This is a genomic window from Chryseobacterium tongliaonense, assembly GCF_041224435.1.
Taxonomy (GTDB): Bacteria; Bacteroidota; Bacteroidia; order Flavobacteriales; family Weeksellaceae; genus Chryseobacterium; species Chryseobacterium tongliaoense.
In genome coordinates, this window is the sequence record NZ_JBGFFD010000001.1 from 733,952 (window position 1) to 752,669 (window position 18,718).

An 18,718-nucleotide genomic window follows, 5' to 3' on the forward strand; every position below is an offset into this window, starting at 1 on the left:
TAAACAATGTCAGGTATTATTGGTAAAAAAATCGGTATGACGTCTTTGTTTAACGAAGAAGGAAAAAACATTCCTTGTACAGTTATTCAGGCTGGTCCATGCTCGGTTTTACAGGTCAGAACCATAGAAAAGGACGGCTACAAGTCAGTTCAATTGGGTTTCGATGACAAGAGTGAAAAGAACGTTGGTAAAGCGTTAGCTGGCCATTTTAAAAAGGCTGGTTCTGCTCCTAAAGCTAAATTGGTAGAATTCTACAGAGAATTCGTTGATGAAGTAAAAGTAGGAGAAGAAGTAAAAGTTGATTTATTTGCTGAAGGTGAATATGTTGACGTAACAGGAACTTCTAAAGGTAAAGGTTTCCAGGGTGTTGTTAAAAGACATGGCTTTGGAGGTGTAATGCAAGCTACTCATGGTCAGCACAACAGACTTAGAGCTCCAGGTTCTATCGGTGCTGGATCGGATCCTTCGAGAGTATTCAAAGGAATGAGAATGGCGGGTAGAATGGGAGGTAAGCAGGTAACTGTACAAAACCTTCAAGTGTTAAAAGTGGATCAAGAACAAAATCTTTTAGTAGTAAAAGGTGCTGTTCCGGGAGCTAAAAATTCTTATGTAATTATCAGAAAATGGAACTAGTAGTATTAAATACATCAGGAAAAGAGACCGGAAGAAAAGTAACTCTAGACGAAACAGTATTCGGAATTGAGCCAAATCAGCACGCGGTTTACTTAGAAGTTAAACAGTACCTTGCCGCACAAAGACAAGGGACTCATAAAGCAAAAGAAAGAAGCGAAATTACTGCTTCTACTAAAAAGCTTAAGAAGCAAAAAGGATCTGGTTCTGCTAGATATGGTGATATCAAATCTCCAACTTTCAGAGGTGGGGGTAGAGTATTCGGACCAAAACCAAGAGACTACAGATTCAAATTGAACAAAGCTCTTAAGAGATTAGCTAAAAAATCTGTTTTATCTCAAAAAATGAGAGACAACAGCATCAGAGTAATGGAAGATCTGAGCTTAAACGCTCCTAAAACTAAAGATTTCATCACAATCTTAAATGCATTGGCATTAAACGATAAGAAGTCTTTATTCGTACTTCCTGAAGCTAACAAGAATGTATATTTATCTTCAAGAAACTTACCTAAAACGAAAGTAATGAACTTTAACGAAATCAGTTCATATGACTTAATGAATGCAGGTGAGATCATATTCTTAGAAGGTGCCGTTGAAAAATTCCAGGAAAATTTAAAGAAATAAGTCATGTCAGTTATCATTAAACCAGTTATTTCAGAAAAGGCTAACTATCTTACAGATTTAAGAGGTGCTTATTCTTTCTTAGTAAACACTAAGGCGAATAAAATCCAGATTAAAAAAGCTGTAGAAGAAGCTTACGGTGTAAAAGTAGCAGACGTTAGAACAATGATTTATGCTCCGAAGGTTTCTTCGAAATACACTAAAAAAGGTCTTCAAGTAGGAAAGACAAACAAATTGAAAAAGGCGGTTATCACTCTTGCTGAGGGAGAAGTAATCGACATTTTTGCTGTAAATTAATTATTAATTATAAATAATAGTAATGTCTGTTAGAAAATTAAAACCTATCACCCCGGGACAGAGATTCAGAATTGTAAACAATTTTGAGGAAATTACTACCAACAAACCAGAGAAATCTCTAACAGTTGGTATTAAAAAGTCAGGTGGACGTAACCAAACAGGTAAAATGACCATGCGTTACACCGGAGGTGGACACAAAAAGAAATACAGAATTATCGACTTCAAGAGAAATAAAGCTAATATTGAAGCTACGGTAAAAACTGTAGAATACGATCCAAACAGAACTGCATTTATCGCTTTATTAGAATATGCTGACGGAGAGAAGAGATACATCATCGCTCCAAACGGTATTAAAGTAGATCAGAAAGTAGTTTCAGGTGAAAGCGTAGAACCAAACATTGGTAACGCAATGAAATTGAAAAATATTCCATTAGGTACTGTAATCTCTTGTGTTGAAATGAAGCCTGGTCAAGGTGCTATTTTAGCAAGAAGTGCTGGTTCTTCAGCTCAATTAACTTCAAGAGACGGTAAATATGCAATCATCAAATTGCCTTCAGGAGAATCCAGAATGATCCTTACTGAATGTTATGCAATGATTGGATCTGTTTCTAACTCTGATCATCAGTTAACTGTTTCAGGTAAGGCTGGTAGAAGCAGATGGTTAGGTAGAAGACCTAGAACTAGACCGGTAGTAATGAACCCTGTAGATCACCCAATGGGAGGTGGTGAAGGACGTTCTTCAGGAGGTCACCCAAGATCTAGAAACGGTATGCCAGCTAAAGGTTACAAAACCAGAAAGAAAAATAAAGCGTCTAACCGTCATATCATATCTAAAAGAAAATAATTATGGCAAGATCACTTAAAAAAGGACCATTCATTCATCATACTTTAGATAAGAAGGTTCAGACAAACATAGAGTCTGGTAAGAAGACAGTTATCAAAACTTGGTCTAGAGCATCAATGATCTCTCCGGACTTCGTAGGACAAACTATTGCTGTACACAACGGGAAATCTTTTATCCCGGTATACGTTACAGAAAACATGGTTGGTCACAAGCTAGGCGAATTTTCTCCAACAAGATCTTTCAGAGGTCATGGTGGTAACAAAAATAAAGGAAGCAGATAATCATGGGATCAAGAAAACAAGATAGTTCAATCGCAAGAAAAGAAGCTAACAAAGACGTTGTAAAAGCTTCATTAAATAATTGCCCGTCTTCTCCTAGAAAAATGAGATTAGTTGCTGATATCATTAGAGGAGAGCAGGTAGATAAAGCTCTTTATATCCTAAAATATTCTAAAAAAGAAGCATCTAACAAGTTAGAGAAATTACTTCTTTCTGCTATGGCAAACTGGCAGACTAAAAACGAAGGTGCGGATATTGAAGAAGCTAACCTTATCGTTAAAGAAATATTCGTGGATAGTGCAAGACAATTGAAGAGACTGAGACCGGCTCCGCAAGGTAGAGGGTACAGAATCAGAAAAAGATCTAACCACGTTACATTAATCTTAGGTAATAAAGAAAATTAATCAAGGTATGGGACAGAAGACAAATCCAATTGGTAACAGATTAGGTATCATCAGAGGATGGGATTCTAACTGGTTTGGTGGAAACGATTATGGAGACAGAATCGCTGAAGACTACAAAATCAGAAGATACCTTGAAGCTAGATTATCTAAAGGTGGAATTTCAAAAATATATATTGAAAGAACATTAAAATTAGTAACAGTTACAATTACTACTGCTAGACCGGGACTTATCATCGGTAAAGGAGGTCAGGAAGTTGACAAGTTAAAAGAAGAATTGAAGAAACTTACTAAAAAGGATATTCAAATCAATATTTTCGAAATCAAAAGACCTGAGCTTGATGCAGTATTGGTAGCTGATAGCATTGCTAAGCAAATTGAAAACAGAATTTCTTACAGAAGAGCTGTTAAAATGGCAATGGCAGGTACAATGAGAATGGGAGCTGAAGGTATCAAAGTTCAGATCTCCGGTAGATTGAATGGTGCTGAAATGGCAAGAAGCGAATCTTTCAAAGACGGAAGAATTCCTTTATCTACTTTCAGAGCTGATATCGATTATCATATTGGTGAAGCATTGACTCAATATGGTAAGCTAGGGGTAAAGGTTTGGATTATGAAAGGTGAAGTTTATGGTAAAAGAGAACTTTCTCCTTTAGTAGGACAACAGAAAAAAGGACCTTCAGGAGGCGGAAACAGAGGAGACAGAGATAACAGAAGACCTTCAAGAGATAAAAAAAATAATTAATAAAATTTTAGAGGATAGTTTTTAAATGACCGTTACTTTTTTAAAATCTAAATTCTAAAATCTAAAATTTAAGAAATTATGTTACAACCAAAAAGAACCAAATTCCGTAGAGTTCATAAGATGAAGATGAAGGGGATTGCTCAGAGAGGTAATCAACTTGCTTATGGAACTTTCGGAATCAAAGCAACAGAAGGTGCTTGGATCACTGCAAGACAAATTGAAGCTGCACGTATCGCTGCTACAAGATATATGAAGAGAGAAGGTCAGCTATGGATCAAAATCTTCCCGGATAAGCCGATTACTAAGAAACCAGCCGAAGTAAGGATGGGTAAAGGTAAAGGTGCCGTGGAATATTGGGTAGCTGTAGTAAAACCAGGTAAAATTATGTTCGAAATCGGAGGTGTACCTTACGAAATCGCTAAAGAAGCATTAAGACTTGCTGCACAAAAATTACCGGTAGTGACCAAATTTGTAGTTGCTAACGATTTTGTTAAACCTCTATAATCTTTGAATACAATGAAAAAAGCTGATATTAAAAATTTAAGCGCGGGAGATATTCAAACTAAACTGGCTGAAGCTAAAGCTCAATATTCAAAATTGATCCTGGCTCACAAAATCAGCCCGGTTGAGAACCCGATTCAAATCAGAGATTTGAGAAAGACAATCGCAAGACTAAATACAGAGTTAACCACTAAACAACAATAAGATTTTCATACATTATGGAAAGAAACTTAAGAAAAGAAAGAATCGGAATAGTTTCCAGCAATAAAATGGAAAAGACCATTGTTGTAAGTGAGACTACGAGAGTGAAACACCCGATGTACGGTAAATTCGTTTTGAAAACGAAAAAATATACTGCACACGACGAAAACAACGAATGCACAGAAGGTGATACAGTTCTTATCCAGGAAACTAGACCTTTGAGCAAGAGCAAGAGATGGAGATTAGTAAGAATCATTGAAAAAGCTAAGTAATAATGTTACAAACAGAATCAAGATTAAAAGTTGCTGATAATACAGGTGCAAAAGAAGTACTAGTTATCAGAGTTCTGGGAGGAACCAGAAGAAGATATGCTTCAGTTGGTGATAAAATCGTTGTTACTATCAAAGATTCTACACCATCAGGAAACGCTAAAAAAGGTCAGGTATCTAAAGCTGTAGTAGTAAGAACTAAAAAAGCAGTTAGAAGAAAAGATGGTTCATACATCAAATTCGAAGACAATGCTTGTGTATTACTAAACGCAGCAGGAGAAATGAGAGGAACCCGTGTTTTCGGACCGGTTGCCCGTGAGTTGAGAGACAAAGAATATATGAAAATCATTTCATTAGCTCCTGAAGTACTTTAATTTTTAAAATTTTTAAAAGAAAATGTCAAAGTTAAAAATAAAAAGAGGAGATAACGTAATCATTACTACCGGTAAGAAAGATATCAAAGGTAAGACTGGTGAAGTTATTGAAGTGATCAAAAAAGAAGGAAGAGACCCTAGAGTAATCGTTGCAGGACTTAACATCATCAAAAAACACGTTAAGCCTTCAGCTTCAAATCCTCAAGGAGGAATTGTAGAAAGAGAAGCTTCTATTCATATCTCAAACGTAGCTTTAGTTGGTAAAGACGGAAAAGCTGTCAAAGTAGGTTACAGAACTGAAGGAGATAAGAAAGTAAGATTTGATAAAAAAACGGGTGAAACTTTATAATTTTAAATAACACATGGAATATATAGCAAGACCCAAGAAAGCATATAAAGAAACAATTGTTCCTGCAATGATGGAAGAATTTGGGTACAAATCTGTAATGCAGGTACCTAGATTAGAAAAGATCATCTTATCTCAAGGTTTAGGTGATGCTACTGCAGACAAAAAAATCATTGACTATGCTGTTGAAGAACTTACAAATATTACCGGGCAAAAAGCCGTAGGTACTATTTCTAAAAAGGATGAAGCTGCTTTCAAATTAAGAAAAGGTATGCCTGTAGGTGCTAAGGTTACTCTTAGAGCTAACAAAATGTACGAATTCTTAGACAGATTGACTTCTTCTGCATTGCCACGTATTAGAGATTTCTCTGGTATCAAAGCTGATGGTTTCGATGGTAGAGGTAATTATAACTTAGGTATTACTGAGCAAATTATCTTCCCTGAGATCGTAATCGACAAAGTGAAAAAAATCCAGGGGATGGACATCACTTTCGTTACCACTGCGAAAACAGATAAAGAAGCTAAAGCATTATTAACTCACTTCGGTTTACCATTTAAAAAGAACTAAGAAATGGCTAAAGAATCAATGAAAGCGCGTGAGCGCAAAAGAGAAGCACTAGTTGCTAAATACGCTGACAAAAGAAAAGCTTTAAAAGAAGCAGGTGATTATGAAGGACTTCAAAAATTACCTAAAAATGCTTCCCCTGTAAGATTACACAACAGATGTAAACTAACAGGTAGACCAAGAGGATACATGAGAACGTTTGGTATTTCCAGAGTAACTTTCAGAGAAATGGCAAACAACGGTCTTATCCCGGGAGTTAAAAAAGCTAGTTGGTAATAATTACTAATTAATCGGGACAATTAAGTTGTCTGGATACTAAAGAATAAAAATATCAGACCTAAGATTTTCTGAAGTCTGATATTTTAATCTTCAAGTCCCTTCAATACTGATTGTCTTTAACCAATAATTTTAAAATAGAAAAATGGTAACAGATCCAATTTCAGATTTCCTAACAAGAGTAAGGAACGCACAAAGCGCAGGCCACAAAGTGGTGGAAATTCCTGCATCGAAAATCAAAAAGGAGATTACGAAGATCTTATTTGATCAGGGGTATATCTTAAACTACAAGTTTGAGGATAACGCTGTTCAGGGAGCAATCAAAATCGCTTTAAAGTATGACAAACAAACCAACAAACCTGCTATTAAGTCTATCCAAAGAGCTTCAAGACCAGGTTTAAGACAGTACAAAGGTTCAACTGAGCTTCCAAGAGTACTGAACGGTTTGGGTGTAGCTATCATCTCTACTTCAAGAGGAGTAATGACTGATAAGAAAGCTAGAGAAGAGAAAGTAGGCGGTGAAGTAATCTGCTATGTTTATTAATTTTTAATCAAAGGAAAATGTCAAGAATTGGTAAAGCAATTATAACAATTCCCGCTGGAGTTACAGTCACTGAAAACAATGGTGTAGTAACTGTAAAAGGTCCTAAAGGAGAACTTTCTCAGGAGCTTACAGAAGGAATTACTTTAGAACAGAAAGATGGCGAGCTTACTGTAAACAGACCGTCTGATTCTAAGCAACACAAAGCGCTTCACGGTTTATACAGAGCGTTGATCAACAACATGATGGTTGGTGCATCAGAAGGTTTCGAAAAGAAACTAGAACTAGTAGGGGTAGGATACAGAGCTTCTCACTCAGGTCAAAAACTTGAGTTGGCTTTAGGATTCTCTCACGGTATCGTTTTAGAACTTCCTAGCGAAGTGAAAGTAGATACATTGACTGAAAAAGGTAAAAATCCAATTATTACTTTAACGTCTTACGATAAGCAACTTCTTGGAATGGTAGCTGCAAAGATCCGTTCATTCAGAAAGCCTGAGCCGTACAAAGGAAAAGGTGTGAGATTCGTTGGTGAAAATGTTAGACGTAAAGCTGGTAAATCTGCTTAATAAATTATAAGTATTATGGCATTAAGTAAATTAGAAAAAAGAATAAGAATAAAAAGAAGAGTAAGAGGGAAAATCTCTGGATCTTCTGAATTGCCAAGATTATCTGTATATAAAAGTAATAAGGAAATTTACGCTCAGTTAATCGACGATAAAGATGGTAAAACTTTAGTAGCTGCTTCTTCAAGAGAGAAAGGAGTTGACGCTAAAGGTACTAAGATTGAAGTTTCTGCTGCTGTAGGTAAAGCTATCGCTGCTAAGGCTATCGCTGCAGGAATCGAAAATATTGTATTTGATAGAAACGGATTCGTATACCACGGAAGAGTTAAGGCTTTAGCTGATGGTGCGAGAGAAGGAGGACTTAAATTCTAATCATTAAATTTCGGAAAATATGTTAGGACTAGATAATATAGAAAGAGTAAAACCGGGAGGATTAGAATTAAAAGATCGTCTCGTAGCTGTAAACAGAGTAACAAAAGTAACTAAAGGAGGTAGAGCTTTCGGGTTTTCTGCTATCGTAGTTGTGGGTAACGAAGAAGGAGTTATCGGTTACGGTTTAGGAAAATCTAAAGAGGTTGCTTCTGCAATTGCTAAAGCAGTTGAAGACGCTAAGAAAAACCTTGTGAAAGTTCCTGTAATGAATCACACAATTCCTCACCAGACTACTGCAAGATACGGTGGTGCAGATATCTTCTTAAGACCTGCTTCTCACGGTACAGGGCTTATCGCCGGTGGTGCGGTAAGAGCGGTATTGGAATCTGCTGGTATTCACGATATCCTTTCAAAATCAAAAGGATCTTCAAACCCTCACAACGTGGTGAAAGCTACTTTCAAAGCATTGTTAGACATCAGAAGACCTGAAGAAATTGCAAGAATGAGAGGAGTTTCTCTAACTAAAGTGTTTAACGGTTAATAAATAAAACAATGGCAACAATCAAAGTAAAGCAAGTAAGAAGCGCTATTGGAAGAACAAAAACCCAAAAGAGAACGCTTGAAGCATTAGGATTTAAGAAACTTCACCAAGTTGTAGAACACGAAGCTACACCGTCTATTTTAGGGATGATAGCTGCAGTTAGTCATTTACTTGAAGTTCAAAAATAATTTTTTAAAAAAATTTAAAATGAATTTAAACAACATAAAACCTGCTGCAGGTGCAACTCATAATTCTAAAAGAATTGGTAGAGGGCAAGGTAGTGGAAAAGGAGGTACTGCTACAAAAGGACATAAAGGACAGAAAGCAAGAGCTGGTTATTCTCAGAAGATCGGTTTTGAAGGAGGTCAGATGCCTTTACAAAGAAGATTACCTAAATTCGGATTCAAAAACGTAAACAGAAAAGAGTTTAGAGCTATCAACCTTGATTCTATCCAGATTTTAATCGAAAATAAATCTATCACAGGAGATATTACGAAAGAAGTTTTGGTAGCAAACGGTTTAGCAACTAAAAACGAATTAGTGAAAATTATGGGTAGAGGAGAATTGAAATCTGCGGTTTCAATCTCTGCTGACAAATTCACTAAATCTGCTGAAGAGCTTATTGCTAAAGCAGGTGGAAAAGCAATTACCTTATAATAGTAACTAATGAAAGAATTTATACAAACCCTTAAGAATATTTGGAACCTAAAAGAATTAAGAGAAAAAATTCTCTTTACCTTAGGTATTATCCTTGTGTATAGATTCGCATCTTATATCTCTCTTCCTGCAATTAACCTTGCAGAGGTGGGAGATCTCTTAGAGCATTATAAAAATCAAGGCGGTAACAAGCAAGGAGCAGGTCTCCTTGGCTTGCTTTCGTCGTTTACGGGGGGAGCTTTCAGCCACGCTTCCGTAATGGCGTTAGGAATCATGCCTTATATTTCTGCTTCTATTATTGTTCAGTTGATGGGAATGGCTATTCCTTATCTTCAGAAGCTTCAGAAAGATGGAGAGTCCGGTAGAAATACATTGAATCAAATTACTAGATGGTTAACGATCGGAGTTTGTTTAGTACAGGCCCCTTCTTATTTAACCTCTATTACTCAATTATTCTTACCATATGCTCAGTTCCAGTCTGCATACTATGTAGAGCCAAATTCTATTATGTTCTGGTTACCAAGTATTGTAATCCTTGTAGCAGGTTCAGTATTTGCAATGTGGCTAGGTGAAAAGATTACCGACAAAGGAATCGGAAATGGTATTTCTATCCTTATTATGGTGGGTATCTTATCTAGACTACCGGAAGCATTTGTACAGGAGATGGCCGTGCAGAACGGAAAAGGAGGAATGGGATCTATCATGATCCTTATTGAAGTAATTTTCTGGATGTTGGTTGTTTTATTGGCAGTAGTATTATCTGTTGCCGTTAGAAAAATCCCTATCCAGTATGTAAGCAGAGCTCAGGCAAGAGGAGGTGTAAACAGAAATCTTATGCAGGGAGCAAGACAGTGGATTCCATTGAAAGTAAATGCTGCCGGTGTAATGCCGATCATCTTTGCGCAGGCATTGATGTTCGTACCTGGCTTATTGACTAAATTCGATGAGTCTAATACTTTTCTTGCAGGTTTCAAGAATGTTTTTAGCTGGCAGTACAATGTATTGTTTGCCCTATTAATTATTATATTCTCATTCTTCTATACTGCGATTACAATTCCGGTAAACCAAATGGCTGATGATTTGAAGAGAAATGGAGGTTTAGTACCGAAAGTAAGACCCGGTAAAGAAACTGCTGATTATTTAGATGATATTTTATCAAAAATTACCTTGCCAGGTGCAATTTTTTTGTCTATCTTTGCAGTCCTTCCGGCAATTGTGCATGGAAGCTTTGTTCAGACAGATGCGTTTGCCCTATTTTTCGGGGGAACATCACTATTGATTATGGTTGGAGTAATTTTAGATACTGTTCAACAGATTAATACTTATCTGCTGAATCATCATTATGATGGCTTAATGCAGTCTAAATTATCAAGAACGACTGGATATTAATTTATGGCGAAACAAAAACATATTGAACAAGATGGCGTGATCGTGGAAGCACTTTCGAACGCCATGTTCCGTGTAGAACTGGAAAATGGGCATATACTTATTGCTCACATCTCCGGTAAAATGAGAATGCATTATATTAAACTTTTACCCGGTGATAAGGTAAAACTAGAAATGTCTCCCTATGATTTAACAAAAGGGAGAATTACATTTAGATATTAAACAAACGCCAAATGGAGTCTTCGGGTTTCCATTTGGCTGTTGTTAAAAAATAAATATTTTCAAATGAAATCGCAGATTCCGTTTGTCAATAAAAAAAAATAAATATTTCAAATGAAAGTTAGAGCATCAATTAAAAAAAGAAGTGCTGATTGCAAAATCGTACGCAGAAAAGGTGTACTATTTGTGATCAACAAGAAAAACCCAAAATTTAAACAAAGACAAGGTTAACATTAAATTATGGCGAGAATTTCAGGTATTGATTTACCAAAAAACAAAAGAGGCGTTATCGGTTTAACTTACATCTACGGAGTTGGAAGAAGTACTTCTTCTGAAATCCTTAAAGCTGCCGGTATCAGCGAAGACAAGAAAGTCAACGAATGGAATGACGATGAATTGGCTGCAATCAGAACTTATATCTCAGAAAACGTAAAAGTAGAAGGAGAGCTTAGATCTGAAGTGCAATTGAACATCAAGAGATTGATGGACATAGGATGCCAACGAGGAATACGTCACAGACTAGGATTACCTTTAAGAGGCCAGAGAACGAAAAACAACTCTAGAACCCGTAAAGGAAAGAGAAAAACTGTTGCTAACAAGAAAAAAGCAAGTAAATAATCGTTAGGAATTATGGCAAAACAAACTAAAGTAGTTAAAAAAAGAAAAGTAAAAGTAGAGGCTATTGGTGAAGCTCACATCCAGGCGTCTTTCAATAATATTATTATTTCTTTGACAAATAAAAACGGAGAAGTAATTTCTTGGGCATCTGCCGGTAAAATGGGATTCAGAGGTTCTAAAAAGAATACTCCTTTCGCTGCTCAAATGGCAGCTGAAAATTGCTCTGCTGTAGCTCACGAAGCTGGTTTAAGAAGAGTAAAGGTGTTTGTAAAAGGTCCTGGTGCAGGTAGAGAGTCTGCAATCAGATCTATTCACAATTCAGGTATTGAAGTTAGTGAAATCATTGATGTGACTCCTATGCCACACAATGGTTGTAGACCACCAAAAAGAAGAAGAGTTTAATTTTTAGAATTTACCCATTATGGCAAGATATATTGGACCTAAAACTAAGATTGCTAGAAAGTTTGGTGCTGCAATCTACGGAGATGATAAAAACTTCGAGAAAAGAAAAAACCAACCGCCAGGACAACACGGTCCTAACAAAAGAAGAGGTGCTAAAAAATCAGAATACGCAGTTCAGTTAGCTGAAAAGCAAAAAGCTAAATATACTTACGGTATTTTAGAAAGACAATTTGCTAACCTATTCGATAAAGCACACAGAAGTAAAGGTGTAACAGGTGAAGTTCTATTACAACTTTGCGAATCTAGATTGGATAACGTAGTATACAGATTAGGTTTTGCTAAAACAAGATCTGCTGGTAGACAATTGGTTTCTCACAGACACATTACTGTGAACGGAGAACTGGTAAATATTCCATCTTATTTGCTTAAAGCCGGTGACGTAATCGCTGTAAGAGAAAAATCTAAATCTCTTGAAGTGGTTTCTGATGCATTAGCTTCTAAAGCAAACTATGAGTGGTTACAATTCAACGATGAGAAAAAAGAAGGTACTTTCGTATCTGCTCCTGAAAGAATCCAGATTCCGGAAGACATCAAGGAACAACTTATCGTCGAACTTTACTCTAAATAATTTTTTAATCAAATTTTTGCTCAACCCAATAATATGGCAATTTTACAATTCATAAAACCCGATAAAGTAATTTTACTTAACTCTGATGAATTTAAAGGTCAATTCGAATTCAGACCATTAGAACCAGGTTTCGGGCTTACAATCGGTAATGCTTTGAGAAGAGTGTTGCTTTCTTCTCTGGAAGGATACGCTATTTCATCTATCAAAATAGAAGGTGTAGAGCACGAATTTTCAACTATTCCAGGAGTAATCGAAGACGTTACCGAAATTATTCTTAACCTTAAGCAGGTAAGATTAAAAGCTGCAGCAGAAGGCCAGGCCAATGAGCAGGTAGTTGCTAAAGTTTCAGGTCAAACGATTATTACTGCTGGAGATTTAGGAAAATCAGTAAACGGATTCGAGGTTCTTAACCCGGATTTAGTGATCTGTAACCTAAATTCTGATGTAACTTTCGAAATTACTTTCAATATAGAAAAAGGGAGAGGCTATGTTCCTTCAGAACAAAATAAATCAAACAATGCACCTGTAGGTACCATTGCTATTGATTCTATTTTCACGCCAATTAAGAAAGTACAATACAGCATTGAAAATTATCGTGTAGAGCAAAAAACAGACTACGAAAAACTTGTATTAGATATAGAAACTGATGGTTCCATCAGTCCTCAAAATGCTTTAACAGAAGCTTCTAAGATATTAATTTATCATTTCATGCTGTTCTCTGATGAGAGAATCACCCTTGAAACAGAAGCTGTAAAAGCATCTATCCAATACGATGAAGAAACGCTTCATACAAGACAACTTCTTAAGTCTAAACTAGCAGATATGGATCTTTCAGTGAGAGCTCTTAACTGCCTGAAGGCTGCTGAAGTGGAAACTCTTGGAGAATTGGTTTCTTACAGTAAGTCTGATTTGATGAAATTCAGAAATTTTGGTAAAAAATCTTTGACAGAACTAGAAGAATTAGTGCATTCAAAAGGTCTTAACTTCGGTTTCGACGTTGCAAAATATAAGTTAGACGCTGATAAATAATTAATAATGAGACACGGTAAAAAATTCAATCACTTAGGAAGAACGGCTTCTCACAGAAGTGCTTTACTTTCTAATATGGCTTGTTCTCTAATTGAGCATAAAAGAATCAACACTACTGTAGCTAAAGCAAAAGCTTTAAGAGTATATGTTGAACCTCTATTAACAAAAGCAAAAGAAGATACTACACACAACAGAAGAATTGTTTTTTCATATCTTCAAAGTAAAGAGGCGGTTACTGAACTATTCAGAACAGTAGCTCCTAAAATCGCTGAAAGAAACGGTGGTTATACAAGAATCATCAAAACAGGTTTCAGACCAGGTGATGCTGCTGACATGGCTCTTATCGAGCTTGTTGATTTCAACGAACTTTACAATCCTAATGCTGAAGAGAAAAAAGCTACGAGAAGAAGCAGAAGAGCTACAACTGCTAAAAAAGCAGAAGCTGTAGTTGCTGAAGCTCCTAAAGTAGAAGAAAAAGTTGAAGAGCCTAAGGCAGAAGCAGCTGACTCTACTGAGGAAAAAACTGAAGAATAATATTTCATTCAGATATACATAAAAACCATCCGGATTCCGGATGGTTTTTTTTATTTTTAATTCACGTTAGCTATTAAACTGTTATCATTTTTATATTCATAACTTTAATGTATAAAACTATAGTGTTAAATTTATATGGCTGATATTTTAAATCAGAATTTGTAATTTTTCAAGAATTGAATGGCTTTTCTGTTTTATTCATGTTTTGATTTTGATTTTTTTGCGTTTTTTTAGATTTTGCGAGACCAAATAATTCAAAAACCAAATATGAAAAATCTAAAAAAGCTTTCGAAAAATGAATTGAAAAATGTGTTAGGAGGTGTAAAAGCCTGTTCCGTAGCGATACAAAAGCCGGATGGATCGTGGGTAACCCATCAAGGTATCTGCGCTTACGTCTATAACACCACTTCTCCCAATGGGGTAACCTATAATGGAACCTACTATTGTAATACAGGAACAGGGAACAATCATGTGATTACATCTAACGGAGGTATAAGCCATTGCAATGATTAAAAAATAAAAATGGGAAAAAATAAAAAAAAGCTATTTCTGTATCTTTTATTTTTATCAGTATTTACCTATTCATGTAATGATAGGAAAACGGTCAGAATTGTTGGAGATATCCCCAATCTTCCTGATGGTACCATGTATTTGTGGAAAGAGACTATGCTTGATAAAATAGATAGTGTAGAAACATCTAAAGGACATTTTGAAATAAATTATGAACTTACGGATGAGCTGCCCATCTACATCGGAATATTTCATTTGGACAAAAAGAATATCCAGAGGGTTATCGACTTTAAAACAAATGTTCCTAAATGGGGATCCGCAACTTTTATGTCAGACCCTTTTATAAAAATACAAGGAAATCTTGAAGAATATATTCCTGTGAACATTGTAACACCTCCTGATGTAATCTTTTCAAACAGCCCCAAAATACAGGCAGGTAATCAAACGGAGGCATTATTTAATACCGGTGATGCGGTTTTTACAAGCAACAGTACAGATAATGTAAATACCATAAAAGAAAAACTTAAAAAATATCCTTATTCCTATCATATCCTTTATAGCATCATTAAAAATAAAACTGTTTTTAACAGCCGGCAGACCGATGATTTCCTTAAACTATTTGACAGCAATATAAAACAAAGTAAGCCCTATAAAGCGCTGGTAGAATATAATAACAAAGCAAAAGAAATTGGTAAAATAAAATTTCCTGTCTTAGAAAACACAGAAGGGAAGAAAGTTAATGTGTTGGATACACACTATAAAAAACACCTTATCATTTTTTGGGCAAGCTGGTGCGGGCCCTGCAGAGAAGAAATACCTCTGCTTAAAGAAGTATATGATAAATATGGAAAAGATATTGAGTTTATTTCAATATCGGTAGACGATGATAATAATGCATGGAAGAAGGCTCTTCTAAAGGAAAAAATGCCCTGGAAACAATTTGTTATCAACGATAAAATCCCGGCCTATAGTGATTTGCAAATTTTACTGAAATTTAATAGGGCAATTCCATATACTGTATTAATTGATAATGATTTGAAAATAATAAAGGCTTCTACAGGGCTTTCCTCAAATGACGAGATACAAAAAATGATAAAAAATTAATTCTTTATTATTCAGTAAATAAAAATGTCCCTCGTTTAGAAGGACAGTATATTATTTAGATCTTCGTTTTCTTCAGCTCAATCACATTGTTCCCCTGCTCAAGGTGAAGACTGTCTCCTTTTACCCTTACCGTCATATCATCTTTTTTATAGATTGTTTCGTCTCCTTTTGTTTCTGTTTTTTTCAGAGTGAAAGTTTTTTTGTTGCTTGTAATGGCGACAGTACTTTCTTTTGGCGTTGTTTCAAAAACTACTTTTACTAAGGTTCCGTCACTTGCTTTATAAACATTATCTTTCTTTTCGGTTTTCTGGCCGTTCACCTCGGTCATTGATGAACCTGTAGTTATAGTATCTATTTTTCCGTTATTATCGACAACTGATGTTTCGGAAGTATCAAATTTCACGACACTTTTATTTCCACTTTCACTTGATTTATTACAGCTGATGACAGTCAATGCAAATATGGTATTCAGTACTAAGAGACTTTTTTTCATGATTTTTTAAGTTTAATGTTGAGCTTGATTTTTATTCTTTACTTTTACAAAAATCATGCTATAATATGAAATCTTTTTGCAAATATTTATACATAATTCTTTTCTTTTTCTCTGTTAATTTAATGTATTCTCAAAAAGGGAATTTCGAAATTAAAGACGGTCATTTTTTATTAAACGGAAAGCCGTTTACAATCTATTCCGGGGAAATGCATTATCCCAGAGTTCCTGCAGAATACTGGAAACACCGGCTGCAGATGATGAAAGCAATGGGCCTGAATACCGTCACAACTTATGTTTTTTGGAATTATCATGAAGAGTCACCCGGGAAATGGAACTTTTCCAGAGAGAAAAATTTAAAAAAGTTTATAAAAACAGCACAGGAAGCAGGTTTATATGTCATCATCCGTCCCGGTCCTTATGTTTGTGCAGAATGGGAATTTGGCGGGTATCCGTGGTGGTTGCAGAAAGATAAAAATTTGGAAATAAGAACAGATAATAATGCTTTTCTCAAACAATGCGAAAATTATATCAACGAGCTGGCAAAACAGGTTATTCCGTTGCAGATTGACAATGGCGGACCGGTTATTATGGTTCAGGCTGAAAATGAATTCGGGTCTTATGTCGCTCAACGCAAAGATATTTCATTAGAGCAGCACAAAAAATACAGCCATAAAATAAAAGACCTTCTTGTAAAATCAGGAATTACAGTTCCGTTTTTCACTTCGGACGGAAGCTGGCTTTTTAAAGAAGGTTCCATTGAAGGTGCTTTGCCGACGGCAAACGGGGAAGGAGATATTGATAACCTTAAGAAAAAGATCAATGAATTTAATAACGGAAAAGGCCCGTATATGGTTGCAGAATATTATCCGGGCTGGCTTGATCACTGGGCAGAGCCATTTGTAAAAGTTTCAACGAAAGATGTTGTAAAGCAAACGGAACTGTATATTAAAAATGGAATTTCATTTAATTATTATATGATCCACGGAGGAACGAATTTCGGTTTTACAAGCGGTGCCAATTATGATAAAGACCATGATATTCAGCCGGATCTTACAAGTTATGATTATGATGCGCCGATCAATGAAGCTGGCTGGGCGACTCCGAAATTTAATGCATTAAGAGATATTTTTCAGAAAATTAATCAGCAACGACTTCCGGAAGTTCCGGAACCGGTGAAGGTGATTACCATTCCTGAAATTAAATTCACAAAAATAAATTCACTGTTTGATGTTATTCAACAGCAAAAACCGGTTGTTAATAATCAGCCTCAGACGTTTGAGGAACTCAATATCGGCAATGGATACGTATTGTACAGACGGACATTTGACAAAGATCAGAAAGGAAAACTTGAAATAAAAGGCCTGAGAGATTATGCGAATGTCTATGTTAATGAAAGCTGGCGGGGAGAATTAAACAGGGTTAATAAAAAATATGATCTCGATATTGAAATCAAAGCCGGAGACAAACTGGAAATATTAGTTGAAAATATGGGAAGAATCAACTACGGAGCTGAAATTGTTCATAATTTAAAAGGAATTATCAGTCCGGTAACCATTAACGGAAATGAAGTTTCCGGAAGCTGGGAAATGTTTCCTTTACCTTTCAATCAGTTTCCAAAGCACGATTACCTGCAAAAAGATATCGCGAATAATTCCCCGGTAATAAGTGAAGCTGAATTTAAACTTGATGAAACCGGAGATACTTTTCTCGATATGCGGAAATTCGGGAAAGGAATTGTTTTTATAAACGGGAGAAATATCGGAAGGTATTGGAGCAAAGCCGGGCCGCAGCAAACCTTATATGTTCCGGGAGTATGGCTGAAGAAAGGGAAAAATGTTATTCAGGTTTTTGAACAGATCTTTGAAGGCAACCGTTCCATAAGCAGTATCGATCACCCGATTTTGGATCAGCTTGTGAAATAGCTGAAACTTTTTATTAGTGAAAATTATTATTAATTGAATGTTACGATTAATTAATTGAAAATTCTAATGTAAAATATTGTTTTTAAGATGATAAAATAGTTAAATTTAATAAAACTAAAAACGAAACCATAACCGCGAACTCAAACTTTAAAATTACACAAAGGTGTAATTGATTCTGCTTTGTTTTCTGTTGAAATTTGTCACAAACAAAAAAGAACATGAGCATTTCCATAGCCATAGTAGAAGACGAAAGAAACTACAACAACGCGTTGAAGAAAGTGATCAATTACCAAAGTGATATGAAGGTAGTTGCTCAGTTTTTCGATGGAAATGATGCCCTGAACAATCTTGCCGATATTTCTCCGGACGTTGTGATGATGGACATCCAGTTACAGGATATTCTCGGAATCGAAATCATAGAAAAGTTACGGAAAGATATGCCCGATACACAGTTTATCATGTGTACCAGCTTTGAAGATGATGAAAAGATTTTCAATTCTTTAAAAGCCGGAGCAATGGGCTATCTCATCAAAGGAGAAAGCATGGATAAAATTCTTTCCTCGATCCGTGATGTTTACAATGGTGGCGCCCCGATGAGCCATTCTATTGCCAGAAGGGTTCTTACTCATTTCGAAAAGAAAAGCTCAGATGTCAAAGGCTTCGATGAACTTACCAACCGGGAAAAGGAAATTCTGGAACTTCTCGCTCAGGGTCTTTTATACAAAGAAATTGCCGATAAAAAGTTTATCAGCATGGATACCGTAAAAAAACATGTCGGCAATATCTACAGAAAACTTCACGTCAACAATAAAGTAGAAGCAATAAACAAATTTAACCAATTTAAAAACTAAG

General features: G+C 35.8%; 33 protein-coding genes. 32 read left to right on the top strand and 1 reads right to left on the bottom strand.

The window, feature by feature from the left end; genetic code table 11:
* Positions 1-6 precede the first annotated feature (6 nt).
* The 30 genes from rplC (at position 7) to AB8P06_RS03570 (ending at position 15,451) form a co-directional block, all read left to right on the top strand.
* Positions 7-633, top strand: a complete 627-nt coding sequence (rplC, locus tag AB8P06_RS03425; protein ID WP_007839520.1) for a 50S ribosomal protein L3 — start codon at positions 7-9, stop codon at positions 631-633.
* Entirely contained in the window at positions 624-1,253 is a 630-nt protein-coding gene (gene rplD, locus AB8P06_RS03430; RefSeq protein ID WP_369837892.1) for a 50S ribosomal protein L4, read from the top strand. The genes rplC and rplD overlap by 10 nt, the downstream gene beginning before the upstream one ends.
* A 3-nt stretch (positions 1,254-1,256) precedes the next feature.
* Positions 1,257-1,547, top strand: a complete 291-nt coding sequence (gene rplW, locus AB8P06_RS03435; RefSeq protein ID WP_007839518.1) for a 50S ribosomal protein L23 — start codon at positions 1,257-1,259, stop codon at positions 1,545-1,547.
* Between the two features lie 22 nt (positions 1,548-1,569).
* A complete protein-coding gene (rplB, locus tag AB8P06_RS03440) occupies positions 1,570-2,391 on the top strand; it encodes a 50S ribosomal protein L2 (protein WP_369837895.1) in 822 nt (273 codons plus the stop codon).
* A 2-nt stretch (positions 2,392-2,393) separates the two neighbouring features.
* Positions 2,394-2,672, top strand: coding sequence for a 30S ribosomal protein S19 (gene rpsS, locus AB8P06_RS03445; RefSeq protein WP_034702850.1), 279 nt, complete (start codon positions 2,394-2,396; stop codon positions 2,670-2,672).
* 2 nt (positions 2,673-2,674) lie between these two features.
* Positions 2,675-3,073, top strand: a complete 399-nt coding sequence (gene rplV, locus AB8P06_RS03450; protein ID WP_007839512.1) for a 50S ribosomal protein L22 — start codon at positions 2,675-2,677, stop codon at positions 3,071-3,073.
* Between the two features lie 7 nt (positions 3,074-3,080).
* Entirely contained in the window at positions 3,081-3,815 is a 735-nt protein-coding gene (gene rpsC, locus AB8P06_RS03455; RefSeq protein ID WP_007839510.1) for a 30S ribosomal protein S3, read from the top strand.
* A gap of 78 nt (positions 3,816-3,893) precedes the next feature.
* The gene (gene rplP, locus AB8P06_RS03460; RefSeq protein WP_369837900.1) at positions 3,894-4,319 is read left to right on the top strand and encodes a 50S ribosomal protein L16; all 426 of its coding nucleotides are present in this window, start codon (positions 3,894-3,896) and stop codon (positions 4,317-4,319) included.
* Positions 4,320-4,331: 12 nt separating this feature from the next.
* On the top strand, positions 4,332-4,520 hold the full coding sequence (gene rpmC / locus AB8P06_RS03465) for a 50S ribosomal protein L29 (RefSeq protein WP_007839507.1): 189 nt from the start codon (positions 4,332-4,334) through the stop codon (positions 4,518-4,520).
* 11 nt (positions 4,521-4,531) lie between these two features.
* A complete protein-coding gene (rpsQ, locus tag AB8P06_RS03470; protein WP_053073319.1) occupies positions 4,532-4,789 on the top strand; it encodes a 30S ribosomal protein S17 in 258 nt (85 codons plus the stop codon).
* Between the two features lie 2 nt (positions 4,790-4,791).
* The gene (gene rplN, locus AB8P06_RS03475; RefSeq protein ID WP_007839504.1) at positions 4,792-5,160 is read left to right on the top strand and encodes a 50S ribosomal protein L14; all 369 of its coding nucleotides are present in this window, start codon (positions 4,792-4,794) and stop codon (positions 5,158-5,160) included.
* Between the two features lie 22 nt (positions 5,161-5,182).
* Entirely contained in the window at positions 5,183-5,509 is a 327-nt protein-coding gene (gene rplX / locus AB8P06_RS03480; protein WP_369837904.1) for a 50S ribosomal protein L24, read from the top strand.
* A gap of 13 nt (positions 5,510-5,522) precedes the next feature.
* Positions 5,523-6,074, top strand: coding sequence for a 50S ribosomal protein L5 (rplE, locus tag AB8P06_RS03485; RefSeq protein ID WP_007839502.1), 552 nt, complete (start codon positions 5,523-5,525; stop codon positions 6,072-6,074).
* A gap of 3 nt (positions 6,075-6,077) precedes the next feature.
* Entirely contained in the window at positions 6,078-6,347 is a 270-nt protein-coding gene (gene rpsN / locus AB8P06_RS03490; RefSeq protein WP_027387207.1) for a 30S ribosomal protein S14, read from the top strand.
* A 145-nt stretch (positions 6,348-6,492) separates the two neighbouring features.
* On the top strand, positions 6,493-6,891 hold the full coding sequence (gene rpsH / locus AB8P06_RS03495; protein ID WP_007839500.1) for a 30S ribosomal protein S8: 399 nt from the start codon (positions 6,493-6,495) through the stop codon (positions 6,889-6,891).
* A 17-nt stretch (positions 6,892-6,908) separates the two neighbouring features.
* Entirely contained in the window at positions 6,909-7,454 is a 546-nt protein-coding gene (gene rplF / locus AB8P06_RS03500) for a 50S ribosomal protein L6 (RefSeq protein ID WP_369837909.1), read from the top strand.
* 15 nt (positions 7,455-7,469) lie between these two features.
* Positions 7,470-7,823 carry a 50S ribosomal protein L18 gene (rplR, locus tag AB8P06_RS03505; RefSeq protein ID WP_007839497.1) on the top strand — a complete coding sequence of 118 codons (354 nt, stop codon included), beginning with the start codon at positions 7,470-7,472 and terminating at the stop codon, positions 7,821-7,823.
* 19 nt (positions 7,824-7,842) lie between these two features.
* The gene (gene rpsE / locus AB8P06_RS03510) at positions 7,843-8,364 is read left to right on the top strand and encodes a 30S ribosomal protein S5 (RefSeq protein ID WP_007839495.1); all 522 of its coding nucleotides are present in this window, start codon (positions 7,843-7,845) and stop codon (positions 8,362-8,364) included.
* Between the two features lie 11 nt (positions 8,365-8,375).
* A complete protein-coding gene (rpmD, locus tag AB8P06_RS03515; RefSeq protein WP_007839493.1) occupies positions 8,376-8,552 on the top strand; it encodes a 50S ribosomal protein L30 in 177 nt (58 codons plus the stop codon).
* Positions 8,553-8,571: 19 nt separating this feature from the next.
* Positions 8,572-9,021, top strand: a complete 450-nt coding sequence (gene rplO, locus AB8P06_RS03520; protein ID WP_369837914.1) for a 50S ribosomal protein L15 — start codon at positions 8,572-8,574, stop codon at positions 9,019-9,021.
* A 9-nt stretch (positions 9,022-9,030) separates the two neighbouring features.
* Positions 9,031-10,410 (top strand): preprotein translocase subunit SecY, encoded by a 1,380-nt coding sequence (secY, locus tag AB8P06_RS03525; protein WP_369837917.1) that lies wholly within the window; start codon positions 9,031-9,033, stop codon positions 10,408-10,410.
* Positions 10,411-10,413: 3 nt separating this feature from the next.
* On the top strand, positions 10,414-10,629 hold the full coding sequence (gene infA, locus AB8P06_RS03530) for a translation initiation factor IF-1 (RefSeq protein WP_002983257.1): 216 nt from the start codon (positions 10,414-10,416) through the stop codon (positions 10,627-10,629).
* 111 nt (positions 10,630-10,740) lie between these two features.
* Positions 10,741-10,857 (top strand): 50S ribosomal protein L36, encoded by a 117-nt coding sequence (gene rpmJ / locus AB8P06_RS03535; RefSeq protein ID WP_007839480.1) that lies wholly within the window; start codon positions 10,741-10,743, stop codon positions 10,855-10,857.
* Positions 10,858-10,866: 9 nt separating this feature from the next.
* On the top strand, positions 10,867-11,244 hold the full coding sequence (gene rpsM / locus AB8P06_RS03540) for a 30S ribosomal protein S13 (RefSeq protein ID WP_007839478.1): 378 nt from the start codon (positions 10,867-10,869) through the stop codon (positions 11,242-11,244).
* Positions 11,245-11,256: 12 nt separating this feature from the next.
* Complete coding sequence (gene rpsK / locus AB8P06_RS03545) at positions 11,257-11,646, top strand: 30S ribosomal protein S11 (protein ID WP_002983263.1); 390 nt, start codon at positions 11,257-11,259, stop codon at positions 11,644-11,646.
* A 19-nt stretch (positions 11,647-11,665) separates the two neighbouring features.
* Positions 11,666-12,274, top strand: coding sequence for a 30S ribosomal protein S4 (gene rpsD / locus AB8P06_RS03550; RefSeq protein WP_369837925.1), 609 nt, complete (start codon positions 11,666-11,668; stop codon positions 12,272-12,274).
* Between the two features lie 33 nt (positions 12,275-12,307).
* A complete protein-coding gene (locus AB8P06_RS03555) occupies positions 12,308-13,303 on the top strand; it encodes a DNA-directed RNA polymerase subunit alpha (protein WP_369837928.1) in 996 nt (331 codons plus the stop codon).
* Positions 13,304-13,309: 6 nt separating this feature from the next.
* Positions 13,310-13,837 (top strand): 50S ribosomal protein L17, encoded by a 528-nt coding sequence (gene rplQ / locus AB8P06_RS03560; RefSeq protein WP_369837931.1) that lies wholly within the window; start codon positions 13,310-13,312, stop codon positions 13,835-13,837.
* A 267-nt stretch (positions 13,838-14,104) separates the two neighbouring features.
* Positions 14,105-14,350: a bacteriocin-like protein gene (locus AB8P06_RS03565; protein ID WP_369837934.1), complete on the top strand. Its 246-nt coding sequence runs from the start codon at positions 14,105-14,107 to the stop codon at positions 14,348-14,350.
* A gap of 9 nt (positions 14,351-14,359) precedes the next feature.
* Positions 14,360-15,451 (top strand): TlpA family protein disulfide reductase, encoded by a 1,092-nt coding sequence (locus tag AB8P06_RS03570; RefSeq protein ID WP_369837937.1) that lies wholly within the window; start codon positions 14,360-14,362, stop codon positions 15,449-15,451.
* 55 nt (positions 15,452-15,506) lie between these two features.
* Here the strand turns inward: AB8P06_RS03570 and AB8P06_RS03575 are convergent, their stop codons facing one another.
* The gene (locus AB8P06_RS03575) at positions 15,507-15,944 is read right to left on the bottom strand and encodes a hypothetical protein (protein WP_369837940.1); all 438 of its coding nucleotides are present in this window, start codon (positions 15,942-15,944) and stop codon (positions 15,507-15,509) included.
* Between the two features lie 65 nt (positions 15,945-16,009).
* On the opposite strand from AB8P06_RS03575, the gene AB8P06_RS03580 reads away from it, so the two are divergent.
* Both AB8P06_RS03580 and AB8P06_RS03585 read left to right on the top strand, forming a co-directional pair.
* The gene (locus tag AB8P06_RS03580; RefSeq protein WP_369837943.1) at positions 16,010-17,866 is read left to right on the top strand and encodes a glycoside hydrolase family 35 protein; all 1,857 of its coding nucleotides are present in this window, start codon (positions 16,010-16,012) and stop codon (positions 17,864-17,866) included.
* A 218-nt stretch (positions 17,867-18,084) separates the two neighbouring features.
* Entirely contained in the window at positions 18,085-18,717 is a 633-nt protein-coding gene (locus AB8P06_RS03585; protein ID WP_369837946.1) for a response regulator, read from the top strand.
* The last annotated feature ends 1 nt before the right edge of the window (position 18,718 follow it).

Excerpts from the sequence above, each read along its gene's own strand:
- rplC (WP_007839520.1), top strand. The coding sequence starts at position 7 with ATGTCAGGTATTATTGGTAAAAAAATCGGTATGACGTCTTTGTTTAAC.
- rplD (WP_369837892.1), top strand. The coding sequence starts at position 624 with ATGGAACTAGTAGTATTAAATACATCAGGAAAAGAGACCGGAAGAAAA.
- rplW (WP_007839518.1), top strand. The coding sequence starts at position 1,257 with ATGTCAGTTATCATTAAACCAGTTATTTCAGAAAAGGCTAACTATCTT.
- rplB (WP_369837895.1), top strand. The coding sequence starts at position 1,570 with ATGTCTGTTAGAAAATTAAAACCTATCACCCCGGGACAGAGATTCAGA.
- rpsS (WP_034702850.1), top strand. The coding sequence starts at position 2,394 with ATGGCAAGATCACTTAAAAAAGGACCATTCATTCATCATACTTTAGAT.
- rplV (WP_007839512.1), top strand. The coding sequence starts at position 2,675 with ATGGGATCAAGAAAACAAGATAGTTCAATCGCAAGAAAAGAAGCTAAC.
- rpsC (WP_007839510.1), top strand. The coding sequence starts at position 3,081 with ATGGGACAGAAGACAAATCCAATTGGTAACAGATTAGGTATCATCAGA.
- rplP (WP_369837900.1), top strand. The coding sequence starts at position 3,894 with ATGTTACAACCAAAAAGAACCAAATTCCGTAGAGTTCATAAGATGAAG.
- rpmC (WP_007839507.1), top strand. The coding sequence starts at position 4,332 with ATGAAAAAAGCTGATATTAAAAATTTAAGCGCGGGAGATATTCAAACT.
- rplN (WP_007839504.1), top strand. The coding sequence starts at position 4,792 with ATGTTACAAACAGAATCAAGATTAAAAGTTGCTGATAATACAGGTGCA.
- rplX (WP_369837904.1), top strand. The coding sequence starts at position 5,183 with ATGTCAAAGTTAAAAATAAAAAGAGGAGATAACGTAATCATTACTACC.
- rplE (WP_007839502.1), top strand. The coding sequence starts at position 5,523 with ATGGAATATATAGCAAGACCCAAGAAAGCATATAAAGAAACAATTGTT.
- rpsN (WP_027387207.1), top strand. The coding sequence starts at position 6,078 with ATGGCTAAAGAATCAATGAAAGCGCGTGAGCGCAAAAGAGAAGCACTA.
- rpsH (WP_007839500.1), top strand. The coding sequence starts at position 6,493 with ATGGTAACAGATCCAATTTCAGATTTCCTAACAAGAGTAAGGAACGCA.
- rplF (WP_369837909.1), top strand. The coding sequence starts at position 6,909 with ATGTCAAGAATTGGTAAAGCAATTATAACAATTCCCGCTGGAGTTACA.
- rplR (WP_007839497.1), top strand. The coding sequence starts at position 7,470 with ATGGCATTAAGTAAATTAGAAAAAAGAATAAGAATAAAAAGAAGAGTA.
- rpsE (WP_007839495.1), top strand. The coding sequence starts at position 7,843 with ATGTTAGGACTAGATAATATAGAAAGAGTAAAACCGGGAGGATTAGAA.
- rpmD (WP_007839493.1), top strand. The coding sequence starts at position 8,376 with ATGGCAACAATCAAAGTAAAGCAAGTAAGAAGCGCTATTGGAAGAACA.
- rplO (WP_369837914.1), top strand. The coding sequence starts at position 8,572 with ATGAATTTAAACAACATAAAACCTGCTGCAGGTGCAACTCATAATTCT.
- secY (WP_369837917.1), top strand. The coding sequence starts at position 9,031 with ATGAAAGAATTTATACAAACCCTTAAGAATATTTGGAACCTAAAAGAA.
- infA (WP_002983257.1), top strand. The coding sequence starts at position 10,414 with ATGGCGAAACAAAAACATATTGAACAAGATGGCGTGATCGTGGAAGCA.
- rpmJ (WP_007839480.1), top strand. The coding sequence starts at position 10,741 with ATGAAAGTTAGAGCATCAATTAAAAAAAGAAGTGCTGATTGCAAAATC.
- rpsM (WP_007839478.1), top strand. The coding sequence starts at position 10,867 with ATGGCGAGAATTTCAGGTATTGATTTACCAAAAAACAAAAGAGGCGTT.
- rpsK (WP_002983263.1), top strand. The coding sequence starts at position 11,257 with ATGGCAAAACAAACTAAAGTAGTTAAAAAAAGAAAAGTAAAAGTAGAG.
- rpsD (WP_369837925.1), top strand. The coding sequence starts at position 11,666 with ATGGCAAGATATATTGGACCTAAAACTAAGATTGCTAGAAAGTTTGGT.
- AB8P06_RS03555 (WP_369837928.1), top strand. The coding sequence starts at position 12,308 with ATGGCAATTTTACAATTCATAAAACCCGATAAAGTAATTTTACTTAAC.
- rplQ (WP_369837931.1), top strand. The coding sequence starts at position 13,310 with ATGAGACACGGTAAAAAATTCAATCACTTAGGAAGAACGGCTTCTCAC.
- AB8P06_RS03565 (WP_369837934.1), top strand. The coding sequence starts at position 14,105 with ATGAAAAATCTAAAAAAGCTTTCGAAAAATGAATTGAAAAATGTGTTA.
- AB8P06_RS03570 (WP_369837937.1), top strand. The coding sequence starts at position 14,360 with ATGGGAAAAAATAAAAAAAAGCTATTTCTGTATCTTTTATTTTTATCA.
- AB8P06_RS03575 (WP_369837940.1), bottom strand. The coding sequence starts at position 15,944 with ATGAAAAAAAGTCTCTTAGTACTGAATACCATATTTGCATTGACTGTC.
- AB8P06_RS03580 (WP_369837943.1), top strand. The coding sequence starts at position 16,010 with ATGAAATCTTTTTGCAAATATTTATACATAATTCTTTTCTTTTTCTCT.
- AB8P06_RS03585 (WP_369837946.1), top strand. The coding sequence starts at position 18,085 with ATGAGCATTTCCATAGCCATAGTAGAAGACGAAAGAAACTACAACAAC.